Genomic DNA, 13,599 nt, shown 5'->3' with positions numbered 1-13,599 from the left:
CCTGATGCCTCTCCCGCCATACAAGCAGGGCAACTTGATGCCGATCCCGGCGCGCAAGAAGGGAGATTCCCTGCTCACGTACGTCGAGGAAACCCCCGACGGTATCCGCATCAGTGACACCCCACCGGGCACCGAGGTGCAGATGGTGGACCCCACATCGGACTTGTGTCAGGCGTTGATCTGCCGTCCGGCAGCAGCGGGACTCCTGCGTCTGGGCGACGGAACCAAGGCACTCGACCAAGCGGTCGACCGGCTGCTCACCAAGGTGCTGGCGCAGCCGAGCAGCGAGCGATGGAGGGAGGCCGCGTCAACGGCCCTGCTGGGTAACTGGTGTGCGCCCTTCCTGGAGACCGGGGTGCTGCCGTTCACCGCCCTGGGCGCGCTGCGGGCCGAGACCCGCACGGTGCACCGGCAGCTCGTGCCGGTGTGGCGACGGGGCACCCGGCACGGCCGGGTGCTGTCGCTGGACGCGGACCTCAGTGACGGGCTGTCGCTGTACGACCTGGTCGCCGCCAGCGTCGACCTGCTCTCCCACACTGCGGGCGGGGTGTTCGAGGACGCACGCCTCAACGGCGTCCTTCGCGGCCTGGATCCGGTCGAACGGCAGGTGCTATTCGCTTACGCCGAAGGTAAGGGCACCACCTGGACCGAGGCTGCGGCCACCACCGGCGCCTCCGACCCGGATGCCGTTGGCGAGCGCGTACGACGCAAGACCAAGCGCCTGGCCCTCGAACAACGGCGCCGGATCGCCCAGCGCGTCAGCAACTCGTGCACTCACGAGTTGCGCGGCTAGCCCTCGGTCACCGCAGGCTGCCCTTCGTCCGGCCTCCTCCAGCCAGTTGGGACGCCGGACCGCCAGCCTCATGCCGAACTTCGAAGGGAACCAGGCCATGTCCACCATCGTCCTGCTCGTTGCCGTCCTGCTCGTTTCGGTCTCCGTCCTTGTTTGCGGGTCGCTCGTCTACTTGGCGTACCGCCACCCGGCTTCTCGCGAACCGCTTCTCGTCGGCCTGGCCTGCGCCGCCGTAATGACCTCGATCGTGACTCCGATCGTTACCCGGTGAGGGCCCACTGCTGCCGGCCGGAAGAAGAAGCCCATCCCACCCGTCGCCTGGGACGCACTACAGGACTACCTCGACGGCCGCACCACGGGTGGCTGTTCTGCACGGCCAGCGGCAACCGGCTCGACGAACCGGCGGTGTGGCGGCTGCTGCAGTCCCTGGCCAAACGCGCCGGGCTGACGCCGCGCGGCCCGCACGGCACCAAGAACGACGCCATCACCCACGCCCTGGCCAGGCCGGACGCCCGCCCCGACAAGATCCAGCGCTGGGCCGACCACCGCGACTTCCGAACCACCCAGCGCTACAACAAACGCAAGGAACTCCTCGACGACAGCCCCGGTTACGGCCTCGCCGCCGACGTCGCCGGCGCCATGGAACATGGGGTGCCGGTAAGAACCGTGTCACCAGCCGCAAACGGCGGTGGTCAGTCTTCTGACCTGGTGGGTTGGGGCAGTTCTGGCGTGTTGGTCGCCTCGGCGAGTGCGAGGCGACCGCCCTTCAGTTCGGGCACGTAGTTGTAGATGGTGTTGCGGGAGACGCCGAGGAGCTTGGCGATCGAGGTGACGGTGTTCTCCGGGCGGGCGAGCAGGTCGCGGGCGTGACGTACCTGTTCGTCGGTCATCGCCGGCGGGCGGCCGAGTCGGGCGCCGCGGGCGCGGGCTGCGTCCAGGCCCTCGTTGGTGCCCTGGACGATGAGTTCGCGGATGAACTCCGCCAGGGCCGCGAAGACGTGGAAGACCAGGCGCCTGCCGGGCGTGGTCGTGTCGAGCGCCTCGTGCAGCGAGGTGAAGCCGACGCGCGCTTGCGCAGGCCGGACACGATGGCGATGAGGTCCTGGATGGAGCGGCCGAGCCGGTCCAGCGAAGGGACGACGAGGGTGTCGCCCTCGCGCAGGTAGTCGAGGACCTTCCCCAGTTCCTCGCGTTCGGCGTTCTTGCCGGACTTCTTGTCGGCGAAGATCCGGATGCACCCTGCTTCGGTGAGTGCGTGGATCTGCCGATCAAGCAGTTGCCCCTTGGTGGACACGCGTGCGTATCCCACAAGGCCGCCGGTCCGTACGGCCGGAACGGGGGCGAGGAGATCGGCGTCGTCGTCCTGGGGTGGCTGCACCCGCCAGCTCGTACAGAAAAGGGTGCTCCTCAAGTTCTTGAACACATCGACTTTCTGACACCGTTTTATGGGCATGATCCGGCGCCGATCCGGTCGCGCGCCGCCACTTACTGATCTGGCTCATCAACCGGTCGATAGATCAACAGCATCGCCCCCTGCCCTGCCCCGCAACCGGGCGAGATGGCTACGGACGGCCAGGGTGTTGGGGTGATCCGGACCCAGCACGCGCTCGCAGTCGGCCAGCAGTTCGGCGAGCGCGCGGGCCGCATCGGCCGAATCCCCCGTCAACCCATGCAACACGGCGAGGTCTTTACGGGCGGTCAGGGTGTTGGGGTGATCCGGACCCAGTACCCGCTGCCGGTCGGCCAGTATCTGCTCGAACGCCGCGGCCGCACCGGCCGCATCCCCCGCCACCCCATGCCACTCGCTTCGGACAGCGGCGCTGTCTTGCGGAGAATGTTCTTCATATCGGCACCGTAGGCGGAGGTTTCCGGGGCCGGGCGGGATTGCGACAACCTCACCGGAGGCAGCCCGTGCCGCTCGGCCCGCCGGGGGCTACTCCTCGTCTTCACCTTCTGTTCGCCGTCGCCGCGGGCGACCCGCTCTCCGCCGGCCGCCTCGTACGCCTCGCGCTCCGGCAGACGCCCACGGCATCGGCCTGGTGGCCGCCGCCCGCACCGAGCAGCTCGCCCGCGCCTACCAGCGACGGGGCTTCCGCCTCGACCCGCAGCACCCGCCTGCCCTGGTCAGGCGGCACGTTCCTTCCCTCCAGCCCAGCGACTGACTGCGCTGCCATGCCGAAAAGCGCGGACCCTGGCCAAAGATGGCCGGGGTCCGCGCCTCTGTGGGGCTTGCTACGCGGTGGTCACACTGCCACCGCCTTCGTGAGCAGTGCGGTGTTCGCGTCGGCGTCGTGGCTCAGGGCCAGGGCGTGGTGGGGGAGTGTGGCGAGCAGTTCGGTGAGACGGTCGGCGTCTTGGCTGGCGCCGACGGGCAGCAGGTCGAATGTGTCGGGGTAGCGGTCTTCGGTGGCGGCGGTGAAGAAGTCCGCGTCGGTGAGTGTGGGGGTGTGGTCGAGGACGGTGGGCGCCGTGTCCGGGGTGACGGTGGGGAACAGGAGGCGGGCGGCGCGGCCTTCGGTGGCGAGGGTGAGGCCGAGCCAGTCGGCGAGCTGGTGCGGGTGGAACTGGGGCTTGAGCTCTTTGCCTTTGGCGTTGCGGATCGGGGTGCGGGAGCCTGTCATCAGGGCGTCGGTGACGGTCTGGTCCTGCGTGGGGTGGAGTTCCTCGCCCTTCTTGACCCGGTCGGCGACCGGGTCGTACAGGCCGAGGGCGTCGAGCAGTCCGAAGCCGATGGCGGCTGCTGATGGCCAGGGCAGGACGCGTACGTGGTCCCCGGCTGGCTTGACGAACACCCGGTCGTTGGCCAGCAGTCGCCAGCCCTGGCGGGCCAGGAGGAGGCCGACGGTGGTCTTGCCTGCCCCCTTGGGGCCGAACGTCAAAACGGTCTCTCCGTGCTCGTTGGTGACGGCGGAGGCGTGCAGGATCGACCAGCCGTCCAGCAGTAGCTGTCCTCGGATCGTCTCGCGGGCCAGGCGGGCGGCGGCGAGTGCGACAGTCCTCTGTTCGTCGCCGACGATCCGCAGCAGTCCGGCTCCGCGGTCGTAGCGGTAGGCGAGCTGGTCGTCGGGCTGGGCCGCCAGGACGGCCCGGCCCGGGGTGCGCCGGTGGAGCATGGGTGTGTTCGCGTAGGTGGTCTGCTGGTGCGGGTAGTCGAGGACGTCCTGGGTGATTGCTGCGAGCCCGGCCGGGTCGATGTCGGCCTCCACGAGGTTCCGGCCGTACGGGGGGTGCTCGGGGGCGGCGTGCCACCACTGCCCGAAGTACTGCCGAGCCCAGGTTGCGACGGGTTCGCTGTAGGAGGCGACGGTGACCGAGCAGGTGCTGGCCTGGATGTGGGTGGCGTACTGCTGAGGGAGGGTCACGATGCGGTCCTTCGGGGCAGGTACGGGGCGGCGGCCCGGTACGCGGTGTCGAGTTTTGCGGCGGCCGCCGCCAGGGCGGTGTCCTGGTCGGGGGTGAGGCGGGGCAGGGCTACGGTCGGTTGCCCGGCGGTGAACTGCACCGGGACGCCGATCCAGGCGCCGCGGTGGCGGGTGGAGAGTTCCAGGGTGCCGTCGGTGAGTCCGAGGGCGTGGGTGAGGGCGGCCAGGACGGCCCCGGCCGGCCCGCAGCGGGTGCGGCCGATGCCTGCGTTGATGAGCGCGGGCCTGCTTCTGGCATCGGCAAGTGCGCCGTCCGGGATGAGGTCCAGGGCGTGGCCGTGGAGGGTGGTGGCACAGGGAACCGCGCTGTCGCCGTGCTCGCCGACCACGTGGGCGCCCACGGCGGTCAGCGGTACGCGGAGCCGGTGGGCCAGGGCGATGCGGTAGCGGGCGGTGTCGGTGTGGGAGCCGATCCCGAACACCCTGTTGGTGCCTGCCACTTCGGCGAACAGGCGGGTCATGACGTCGACGGGGTTGGTCACCACGATCACCACGCCGCGGTAGTCCTTCAGGCCCCGGGCGAGGCGCACGATCACGGGGGCGTTCGCGGCCAGTCCGGCCATGCGGACGTCGGTGCGGGCGCTGTTGGTGAACAGGGCGCGCGGGCAGATGACCGCTGCGTCACAGGTGGCGAGTTCGTCCGGGCCGCGGGCGTGGCTCACCCAGGCCGGGGAGCCGGTCACCACGGCCAGGTCTTCCAGATCGCAGGCCAGGCCCGCGGCCGCCGGTACCGTGCGGGAGAGGACCTTGACGCCCGTGCACCAGGGCGCCGTGACGAGGAGGGCGCCGACGGTCTGGCCGACGGCGCCGGCTCCGACGATGCCCACCGTATGGCCGGTCATCGCGCAACACCTTCCGACAGACGGCTGAGCGCGAGAGACCAGACGGTGCGCGGGTCACGTGTGGTCAGGTCCGTGCTCACGGCGTCGAGGAGACCCAACAGGGAGGCGGCCCGCTCGGTGATGGTCACGGCCTGGGGCGGCAGGGGCAGTACCACCGGGCAAGTCAGGTAGGTGGAGACGATGTTGACGGTGTCCATCAGCCACAGCAGCACCAGCTCCCGCAGCCACGCCGACCGCTCCGGCTTGCCGAGCCCGGCAACGGCGTGCTCCACCACGGCCGACAGCCCGGTGGTGATGGCGTGCACGGCGGCCGGAACGGGCGGGTTCGCGAATAGGGACAGGATCAGACGCGAGAGGAGTTTCGCGTGGTCGGCCTGCGGGCGGCCGCGCCCCATGCCGGGGTCGATGAAGACCGGGGCGCAGTCGGGGCCGTTGACGTACACCACGTGCTCGGGCTTGAGATCGCCGTACACGAGCGGCCGCGAGCCGGGCACCGGGGCCATCCGCATGCGCTGGAGGCGGCCGACGATGGCGGTCAGCACCGAGCAGTGCGGCCCGGCCTGCCGTAAGTAAGCCGTCCCGGAGAGGCCGTTGAACTTGCGGGTGAACGTCGCCGGGATCGACCGCTCGCCGATCGCCACGGCCTCGGCCTCGGTGGTGTCGATCCGGCGCAAGCCTTCGCGCAGGGTGCGCAGCACGCCGGTGATCAGGGCCTCCGTGCGCTCGGGTTCCTTGGCGAGCAGGTCGCCCAGGGTCGGCCCGGCCACGGGCATGGTGAAGAGGACGCCGCTGTCGAGCCCGGCCACGTGCGGCGTCTTCAGGCCCGCCCGGCGCAACAGCCGCAGTTGTCCTGCCTCCCGTCCCAACAATGCGCGGGGAGAGGAGACATAGGCGTCCTGGGCCTGTTGGACGGCCGTCCAGGAGCCGCAGGTGCCCCGCAGCACCGATACCAGCGACAGGCCGAGCAGCGAGTACTTGGCGAACAGCGGGGTGCCGTCGAGGCTGATGGTCCGCACGTAGCCGGTCACGGAGGGAACGTGCGGCCCCAGGTCTATCTGGGATCCCGGCCACAGGGCGCGGGCCGACCGGCGGATCTGCTGGTCCGCGTACGAGAACAGGACGGTCGCCGGAATCGGCGTCATGGTGGGCGCCACGGTCGTGCTCCTCTCCGGCACACCAGCTCAGCGTGCCGCTACAGGAAGGGGTGAGGGGCCCGCCCCTTCCGGGGCGGGCGGGGGCTGCGCCGGAGGGTGGGGCCCGCCCCGGCGCAGGACTCTCAGCGGGGCATTCCCGCGTACTGCATGAGGTGGCGAACCGCGCCGGCGAGCAGGGCGAGGCAGGCGCCGGGGTCGCCGTGCCGACCGTCGGCGAGAAGGCGGCGGGCGTGGCGGATCGACTGCTCGGCCACGTCGCGGGCCCGCGAGGTGGGCATGAGGCGTACCTGCGTCTCGGCCGGGTCGGCGAGCAGCTGGATGTAGTCCCGCAGCCGTTCCCGGCACGCCTGGGCCCGTTGGTCGCCGGGCCATCGAGCCAGGGACTCGGCGAGCTGGACGTCCCGGGCTATGTCGGTGGCCGTGGGACGGTGGTGCTGCTCGGTGGTGGCCATGAGGGGCGGTCCTTCCGCAAGACGGTGCGGCGGGGCCCGGGGCCCGCACGCCGTACGCAGTAAGTAACCGCCTGCCGGGGTGAGTTGGCCATGACGAAGAACTGCACGGGCACTCGCGGAGCAGCTGACGAATTGACCCGGCCTTTACTTTCCGTGATCGGCTGCTCGCCCTACCGTGACGGTATGGCGCGGAGTAAGAACCGGGCGCTCGCCACGTGGATGGCCGCTAACAAGGTCGAGGTCCCCGACCTCACCGAGCTGGTCAACACCACCACGCGGCAGATCACCGGGCGAGTAGGGACGACCAGTGAGCGCACCGTGTTCCGCTGGCTCTCCGGCGAGAACCGGTGGCCCCGGGAACCACAGCGTCTCGCTCTGGCAGCGATCACCGGGCGCTCCCCCACCGACCTGGGATTCGTCCCCAACCGCCGCGCCCCGTCGCAGGAGGAGCCCGTGAAACGCCGCACGTTCGTCACCGCCGCCACCGGGACCGTCCTCGCCGTCGGTGCACCCACGGCTGCCGCCCGCCCCACCGTCGGATTCACCGAGGTAAAGGAGCTCCGCGACGAACTCACCGCGCTGTGGCTGACAGACGACACCACCGGAGGCGGCACCGAGCTGGAGAACCGGGCCAAAGGCCTCGCGGCGCGGACCCTCGGACTCCAGCGCAACGGGAGCGCCACGCAGCGGGTACGCGGCCACCTCTACTCGCTGGCCGCCTCGTTCACCGCGGCCGCGATGTGGGCCGCGGTCGACGCCCGCCACTTCGACGACGCCCAGCGCCACCTGGAGGAGGCCATCACCCTGGCCGGGCTGTCCGGGAACGCCCAGGTCCAGCACCAGGCATGGCGCTACGCCGCCATGCTGGCCTCCCAGCGCGGCCGCTACACCGACTCGGTCGCCGCCGCCGAGGCAGCCACCAACACCCGGGTGCACCGGGCCGACCCGCTGTACGCCTCCCTGTCCCACTCCCGGCTCGCCCTGTCCGCCGCCGACGCCGGGGACCGCCCCCGCGCCCTGCGCGCCCTCGACCGGGCCGCCGCCTCCTTCGCGCATGCCGACCCCGGCGCGAACCGCCCGGCCAGCATGGACTTCTACACCGAGGGCGAACTCCACGGTCTCGCCGGAGCCACTCTCCTGCGCCTGGACAACGGCGAGCGGGCCGAGTTCCACACCCACCGCGCGCTCGCCGCGCTCCGCCCCGACCAGCACCGCAACCGCGCCTACTACACCGCGCAGGCCGCCCTCACCCAACTCCGGCAGGGCGACATCGAGCAGGCCGTCGCCACCGCCCACCACGTCATCCCTCCCGCTGGCGCCGCCACCGGCCGGGTCCCCCATCTGTTGGGCAAGTTCACCTCCGCCCTGACCATGCGCGCCCCCGACACCGCGGTCACCCGCGAGTGGATCGAGCACACCCAGACCGTTCGCCCCCGTCCCCGAGGAGCCACCCCGTGACCAGCAGCCCGACCACCACCGAGCTCATCCGCTACAACCGCGACCAGCTCGACGCGATCCGTCCGACACTGGTCTCCCTGTACGGCGAGGTGTACGCGAACGAGATGACCGACCCGTTCTTCTCCATCGAACGCTTCGAGGACCGCCTGTCCGGACACGCCTCCCGCCCCGGCTGGGAAGCCGTCGTCGCCTACGACCGGGGCGAGGCCGCGGGCTACGCCTACGCCTCCCCGCTGCCCGAGCGCACCGGCTGGTGGACGCACATGCTCAACCCCCTGCCCGAGGACCAGAGCCGCGAGAACGGACAACGCACCCTGGCCCTCTTCGAAATCATGGTCCGCTCCCCCTGGCGCGGCACCGGCCTCGCACACCGCATCCACGAAGAGCTCCTGCACGGCCGCCCCGAAGAGCGCGTCACACTCCTGGTCGACCCCACCCACGCCAAGGTCAAGGCCCTGTACGAAACCTGGGGGTACTACAACATCGGCGATCAGCGGCCGTTCCCCGACTCCCCGGTCTACGCGACCATGCTGCGCACCCTGCCCTGACCAACTGCGTCCGCGGGACGCAGCCCCTGCTCACGCGTCCTGGATGTGGTCGAACCCTCTGAGGAGCGGGTCGAGCTCACCGGCCGCTGAACAAATGGTGCACAGCCGGGTCCCCGGGCGTTCGGCCGTGTGCCGGTCTCTTCTCATCTTGCTCGGCAGCGCGGGCCTGGCGGCGCAGCTCGGTTCGGTCCGAGGACGGGCGTCCGCCCTTGGCGCTCCAGTAGGAGTGGCGAGCGATCCGTGAGGACAGCAGTTGCAGGCGACGGCGCAGCACGGTCCGGAACGGCTGGTGCGCGAGCGCTTCGTAGGTGCGGGTCCACTCGCGCTGGGCCTGTAGAAGATCGGGAGGGAAGATTCGCACCATGGCCTGATTAGAGCACGCGTTCGATTTACTGGGCACGTCCTACACGCCGTCGGGCACCCCGGCGGCGGGTGCGCGGCAGCCTGGAGGGGTGGAGTTCCCGGTCTCTGTCGCGCTCACCCAGCCGCTCCCGGCCCTCCCGCCGCCGGGGCGGGCTGGTGGTACGAGCTGAAGATGGACGGTTCTCCAGACATGTACACGCGCCTGAGGCCGGGGGCGCTGTAGGACGCTCCCGTCGGGGGCTCGCAGGCTCGCCGCAACGGTCCTGAAGTCAGGCAACGTTTCGCCGCTCCCATTGCGGCTTCTAAATAAGCTCGGATATTTTGAAGTAAGGCAACTGGGAGGAGGCCGCTATGACGCAAACACTAGAACGAGAAGAAAAGCAGGTCAGAGCCCTCTTCGATCGCGTAGAGCGGGTCGAGGCCGTAGCTGAACGGATCGAGTCCCGGGAGCCGGATCAAGCGACGGAGCTTCGTAGCGTCGCTGAGGCTGCACTCGGCACTGCCGAGCCGGTCCGCTTGAAGATCGCAGCGTCGTTGCTGGCGCTGACCGATCGCACCGTCAGGACCTGGGTTGCTGAGGGAGTACTGTCTCTGGCGAGCGAGCACCCTCAGCGAGTAGACCCGATACAGCTCCACCGAGTGCTCCACCTGGTGAAAGAGCTGCGGGCTGCGGGCCGCAACAGGGACCTCATCAACTCCGTCTGGAACCGCCTGCAAGACGCGGCTCTACTCGACCGAGAAGACCTCAAGACCAGCCTCCGGCAGCTGCGCGAGGGACAGGTCGAACCAGCATTGACCAAAGACGAGGAAGAGGCAGCGCAAGCCCACTAGGCTGCGCTGGTGCCTGTCACGGTCTCTGTCACACCGCTCGCAAAACAGCAGGTCGCAGGCTTGCGTCGTATGCACCGAGCTGCGTACGACCAGTTCCTGAGGGAGCTGCGTAGCCAGGGCTGTAAGGCCCTCGGCTACAGGCTTACCGGGGATGTAGTAGAGCACCTCTGCGTAAAACACCTGCCCCGGGCTCTGCGAGTGGTCGTGGCTTTCACTGCTGAGGACGAAGCAATCATAGTCATCGTCGGACCTCACGACGATGACGATCCGCACAACGACGTGTACACGCTTCTCTACGAACTGGCAGGTTTGGAGCGTCCACCGCAGGGCGAGCGGTCGAAACCGCCCTGCTGCAGCACCGAGGAGGGTCTTCCGCCACTTTCTGATCAGAGCCTTGCTGATGATCTGGTAAGCCGGGCCCGAGACCTGACGAGAGCCGGCAGCCGACGGGCCAGTCGCTGACGCTGACCTTGCGCACTGGAAGTCTGGAACTCACGCGCGTCGTGACTTCGTTCTTGGGCACGGTTCCTGAACGCTCGTGGGTGAAGAAATCTCGGCTGGGCGGTGTTTGGGAAACGATCGGTTGCTGGACACCCGACCCTGCGCCGGCCGCTTCAGGGATCCATAACTGGACTGCGCGACAGAACGATGACAGATCCCGGCCCTCCGGCACTTGCCTATCCCATCGACATACTCATCGCGCCGACGGCCCAACTGCCGTTCCGTACTTAGGGGATCGCGGCCACGCCGCCGAACCGCTCTAACCGCGAGGAGAAACTTCATGGTCGCCCCCTACGCCGGCGGCCCCTACAGCGATGGTCTACGACGTCTTCGCCGAGACCACCAACGAGCTGATCGGGCTGTGCACCGCCCGGTCCGATGCCGCAGCAGACCCGGCCGAGCGCGACTCCTGGTGGCAGCGCGCCCTGGCCGTGCGCGACCTCCGCAGCTCCGTACCCGCACAGGCGCGCCAGGCCCTGTTGGAGCACATCGCCGCCTGGAAGGCGGGTATCGAGACCTTGAACGCCCCGTGACCGACCCGAGCACCTACTTCCTGACCAACGCACGGAAGCGGCGGCCCCGGAGACCGAAGTTTCCGGGGCCGCCGCCGTGCTGCCGAGTCGTCAGATACGGGGAGCTGGTTGGTGATTGGTCTCCAGCTGTTCCATGTGGTGCAGGGCCTGGCGGTAGGCGCGGCCGTCGGGACCGGGGATCTGCTGTCGCATCCGGATGACGTCCTGCCCGGCGGCCAGGGCCTGGTGAGGATCGGCGATGCGGAGCCAAAGGGCGTGGGCGCGGCCTGCGGCCTGGTCGGCGGCCTGCCGCAGGTTCTGATGCCACCAGCGTTCTGCGACGTCGCGGTAGAGGCGGACGGCGGTGGGCAGATCGCCGCTTTGGGCGGTGATGTGGGCCAGGACCTCGCGGGCTTCCAGGGCGGTGGGATGACTGGGCCCGTGTACCCGGCTGGCCTGGCCATCAAGTTCGGCAGCCACGCTCCTGGCCTCGGTCAGCTGTCCGGCCTCGGCGAGGGTGCGGATCCGCAGATAGGTGGCGGGTTTCGCCCGGGGCTCGTCGGCGGCGGGCTCGGCGGGGCCCTGCGGCGGGGCGGTCTCCTGAGCGCGGCTGTGCTGTTCGGTGGGGGCGGCGGGCTGGCGCGGGTCGGCAGGGACGCGGGAGCGGCGGGGGGATGCGATCCGCACGGTACGGCTGGGCTCGTCGTCCACGGCGGGCGGGAAGGGGGCGGGCGCCAGGTCGGGATGCGTCTCGATGGCGGGCGCCGGCGCGGGGACCGGCGCGACGGGGAACGCGGGCACGGGCGCAGGCTGGCCGTTTTTCTTGCGGCGGGAGGCCTTGGGGCGCCGGGCGGGACCTGCCTCGCGGGCGGTGCCGTCTGTGGCGATGATGAGCGGCCATTCGGTGCCATCGGCGTCAATCGCTGTGGCTCGTACGGCGCGTGGGGGCCGCAGATGTCGGGCGGCCAGGGCCGCGGCGGCGGCCAGGGCCTCCGTGCGCCCGGGGTAGGGGCCGGGGGTGGCGGCCGGGCCGGTCAGGGTCACGGTTCCGTCGTCGTCGGCCCGCAGCTCGTACAGGGGCCAGGCGGGTACCTGGTCGGGGGTGGCCACGTCCTGCTCCTCTGCTACTGGTAGTTGACGGAGTTCAGCTGCCAGGGCTTGCCCGCCTCGGGGCGGGTGAGCTCGGCGAACACGGTGCGAACTTCGGGTGTTCCGGTCCACCCGTCGCGCCCTTTGGGGGTGAGTGTGAGGGTCCACTGGCGGTAGGCGGTGGTGGCGGTGTCGACCGGTCGGCCCGCCTCCTCGGTGCTCTGCGCCGCCACTGTCGTGTAGGCGCGGTGCTGGGCCCACTGGGTCCAGGCGGAGCCGGGGGCGGCGTGGGCGGCTGCGCCGCGCAGCTGTGCGGCGTAGGCCTCGGTGCACCATCCGGCCTCGGCGGCCCGGCGGCCGGCGTCGTTGCGGCTGGTGTCGATGGCGGTGTCATAGGTCGACAGCGCGATCAGGGCGGCTCGGCTCACCGCGGTGGCGTCGCTCTGGTCGACGCTTGCGGGGGAGGGGATGCCGCCGGGAGGCTGGCCGCTCTTGCCTGGAGGCAGGGACGGCGCGGGCGCCGGGTTCAGGGGCTCGGGATAGCGCCCGGTGCCCGACGGCGCGGGACGGCTGGGGACGGGGGGCGCCGGGTCGTCGTGCCCGCCGGAACTGCATCCGGCGAGCAGGGCCGCCAGGGCGGCGGCCGCCGCCAGGGCCGCCGCACGCCGCTGCCGTGTCGTGGTCACTGCCCGAACCTCCTGATGGTCTTCGGTTTGGAGCTGTAATAGCTGTCGCCCAGGGACGACACCTTGACGTTGTCCCCGGTGCGCGGTGCGTGCACGAACTGGCCCTGACCGACGTAGACGGCGATGTGGTCGTAGTCTCCAGCGCCGCTGAGCGCGAATGCGATCACATCACCGACACGGATGTCCGCCGGGTCGATGGCCTTGCCCTGGGTGGCCTGAATCTGGCTGGTCCTCGGCAGCATGATCTTTCCGTCGGACGCGTGATACACGGCGTACTGCACAAGGCTTGAGCAGTCGAACCCCCGAGTGCTGGCGCCCTGGGCGAACCCGAAGCTCGGGCCGTCGACACTGCCGCCGCCCCAGCTGTAGGGGGTGCCGATCCATTTTTTCGCGTTGTCCGCAACGCGCTGCCCGAACTCGGAAGTGGGCCCGCCGTCTTGCATCGCCCGGCTGTACTTGGCCATCAGCGCCGTGATCTTGGATACGTAGTCCAGGGTCTCCGGGATCTGCGGGACACCCCCCGCCCTCTGCACCGCGTACGGGCCTGCGTTGTAGGCGGCGAGCATGAGCTTTGTCTGGTCGCCGGCCAGGTTGTAGCTCTTGACCACCTTGGCCAGATAGCAGTCGTAGCGGGCTTGCGTCATGATCGCGTCGGCCGGCGTGTAGACGTTGGCCTTTCCGTCGCCGTCGGCGTCCACGCCCCAAGTGGCCCAGGTCGCCGGGATGAACTGGGAGATCCCTTCTGCGATCACCTCGTGCGTCTCGGGGTTCCGGGACGCAGCGTAGGGGTCCCAGTTGGATTCGGCCTCGATCTGCGCGGCGATGAGCGGGCTGGACACCTCGGGGCACTGCTGGCCTGCCGCAATGACCCATTTCCGGTACTGCTCGGGCACGGCCTTTTCGAGAAGGACCAATTTTCCGTGTCCGCCGTCGCTCTTGTTGTCGTCA

At 70.1% G+C, this 13,599-nt stretch carries 17 protein-coding genes and 1 pseudogene; 8 read left to right on the top strand and 10 right to left on the bottom strand.

What is annotated here, in order from left to right; translation table 11 throughout:
• The first annotated feature begins 4 nt into the window (after positions 1-4).
• The 3 genes from OG522_RS40910 to OG522_RS40900 all read left to right on the top strand — a co-directional run bounded on the left by OG522_RS40910 (position 5) and on the right by OG522_RS40900 (position 1,576).
• Positions 5-793 carry a hypothetical protein gene (locus OG522_RS40910; protein WP_329468728.1) on the top strand — a complete coding sequence of 263 codons (789 nt, stop codon included), beginning with the start codon at positions 5-7 and terminating at the stop codon, positions 791-793.
• Positions 794-890: 97 nt separating this feature from the next.
• Positions 891-1,064, top strand: a complete 174-nt coding sequence (locus OG522_RS40905) for a hypothetical protein (RefSeq protein ID WP_329468727.1) — start codon at positions 891-893, stop codon at positions 1,062-1,064.
• A complete protein-coding gene (locus OG522_RS40900; protein ID WP_329468726.1) occupies positions 1,061-1,576 on the top strand; it encodes a tyrosine-type recombinase/integrase in 516 nt (171 codons plus the stop codon). The genes OG522_RS40905 and OG522_RS40900 overlap by 4 nt, the downstream gene beginning before the upstream one ends.
• On the opposite strand, the pseudogene OG522_RS40895 reads toward OG522_RS40900, so the two are convergent.
• Positions 1,486-2,171: pseudogene (locus OG522_RS40895) on the bottom strand (recombinase family protein). The gene OG522_RS40900 and the pseudogene OG522_RS40895 sit on opposite strands and share 91 nt — an antisense overlap.
• A gap of 123 nt (positions 2,172-2,294) precedes the next feature.
• Positions 2,295-2,585 (bottom strand): tetratricopeptide repeat protein, encoded by a 291-nt coding sequence (locus tag OG522_RS40890; protein WP_329468725.1) that lies wholly within the window; start codon positions 2,583-2,585, stop codon positions 2,295-2,297.
• A gap of 247 nt (positions 2,586-2,832) precedes the next feature.
• On the opposite strand from OG522_RS40890, the gene OG522_RS40885 reads away from it, so the two are divergent.
• Complete coding sequence (locus OG522_RS40885) at positions 2,833-2,955, top strand: hypothetical protein (protein WP_329468723.1); 123 nt, start codon at positions 2,833-2,835, stop codon at positions 2,953-2,955.
• An 81-nt stretch (positions 2,956-3,036) separates the two neighbouring features.
• Here the strand turns inward: OG522_RS40885 and OG522_RS40880 are convergent, their stop codons facing one another.
• From OG522_RS40880 to OG522_RS40865, 4 genes are all read right to left on the bottom strand, one after another.
• Positions 3,037-4,155, bottom strand: a complete 1,119-nt coding sequence (locus OG522_RS40880) for a hypothetical protein (RefSeq protein ID WP_329468721.1) — start codon at positions 4,153-4,155, stop codon at positions 3,037-3,039.
• Positions 4,152-5,057, bottom strand: a complete 906-nt coding sequence (locus tag OG522_RS40875; RefSeq protein WP_329468720.1) for a lactate/malate family dehydrogenase — start codon at positions 5,055-5,057, stop codon at positions 4,152-4,154. The genes OG522_RS40880 and OG522_RS40875 overlap by 4 nt, the downstream gene beginning before the upstream one ends.
• Positions 5,054-6,211 carry a hypothetical protein gene (locus tag OG522_RS40870; protein WP_329468719.1) on the bottom strand — a complete coding sequence of 386 codons (1,158 nt, stop codon included), beginning with the start codon at positions 6,209-6,211 and terminating at the stop codon, positions 5,054-5,056. The genes OG522_RS40875 and OG522_RS40870 overlap by 4 nt, the downstream gene beginning before the upstream one ends.
• A 122-nt stretch (positions 6,212-6,333) precedes the next feature.
• On the bottom strand, positions 6,334-6,663 hold the full coding sequence (locus OG522_RS40865) for a DUF6415 family natural product biosynthesis protein (RefSeq protein ID WP_329468717.1): 330 nt from the start codon (positions 6,661-6,663) through the stop codon (positions 6,334-6,336).
• A gap of 183 nt (positions 6,664-6,846) precedes the next feature.
• Here OG522_RS40865 and OG522_RS40860 point away from each other — a divergent pair, with 183 nt between their 5' ends.
• Positions 6,847-8,121, top strand: a complete 1,275-nt coding sequence (locus OG522_RS40860; RefSeq protein WP_329468716.1) for a Tat pathway signal protein — start codon at positions 6,847-6,849, stop codon at positions 8,119-8,121.
• Positions 8,118-8,669, top strand: a complete 552-nt coding sequence (locus tag OG522_RS40855; RefSeq protein ID WP_329468715.1) for a GNAT family N-acetyltransferase — start codon at positions 8,118-8,120, stop codon at positions 8,667-8,669. The genes OG522_RS40860 and OG522_RS40855 overlap by 4 nt, the downstream gene beginning before the upstream one ends.
• A 76-nt stretch (positions 8,670-8,745) precedes the next feature.
• Here OG522_RS40855 and OG522_RS40850 read toward each other — a convergent pair whose 3' ends face one another.
• Positions 8,746-9,033 (bottom strand): hypothetical protein, encoded by a 288-nt coding sequence (locus OG522_RS40850; RefSeq protein ID WP_329468714.1) that lies wholly within the window; start codon positions 9,031-9,033, stop codon positions 8,746-8,748.
• Between the two features lie 350 nt (positions 9,034-9,383).
• Here OG522_RS40850 and OG522_RS40845 point away from each other — a divergent pair, with 350 nt between their 5' ends.
• A complete protein-coding gene (locus OG522_RS40845; RefSeq protein WP_329468713.1) occupies positions 9,384-9,863 on the top strand; it encodes a hypothetical protein in 480 nt (159 codons plus the stop codon).
• 815 nt (positions 9,864-10,678) lie between these two features.
• Positions 10,679-10,897 carry a hypothetical protein gene (locus tag OG522_RS40840; RefSeq protein ID WP_329468712.1) on the top strand — a complete coding sequence of 73 codons (219 nt, stop codon included), beginning with the start codon at positions 10,679-10,681 and terminating at the stop codon, positions 10,895-10,897.
• A 90-nt stretch (positions 10,898-10,987) separates the two neighbouring features.
• Here OG522_RS40840 and OG522_RS40835 read toward each other — a convergent pair whose 3' ends face one another.
• From OG522_RS40835 to OG522_RS40825, 3 genes are read right to left on the bottom strand one after another with little or no spacing between them, the layout of a single operon-like run.
• Entirely contained in the window at positions 10,988-11,986 is a 999-nt protein-coding gene (locus tag OG522_RS40835; protein ID WP_329468711.1) for a hypothetical protein, read from the bottom strand.
• 14 nt (positions 11,987-12,000) lie between these two features.
• The gene (locus OG522_RS40830) at positions 12,001-12,651 is read right to left on the bottom strand and encodes a hypothetical protein (RefSeq protein WP_329468710.1); all 651 of its coding nucleotides are present in this window, start codon (positions 12,649-12,651) and stop codon (positions 12,001-12,003) included.
• Positions 12,648-13,565 (bottom strand): C40 family peptidase, encoded by a 918-nt coding sequence (locus OG522_RS40825; protein ID WP_329468708.1) that lies wholly within the window; start codon positions 13,563-13,565, stop codon positions 12,648-12,650. The genes OG522_RS40830 and OG522_RS40825 overlap by 4 nt, the downstream gene beginning before the upstream one ends.
• Positions 13,566-13,599 lie beyond the last annotated feature (34 nt).

Origin of the sequence: Streptomyces sp. NBC_01431 (assembly GCF_036231355.1) — a bacterium.
Taxonomy (GTDB): Bacteria; Actinomycetota; Actinomycetes; order Streptomycetales; family Streptomycetaceae; genus Streptomyces.
The sequence above is the reverse complement of the archived record's forward strand: the minus strand, read 5'-3'. Positions and strand labels throughout refer to the sequence as shown.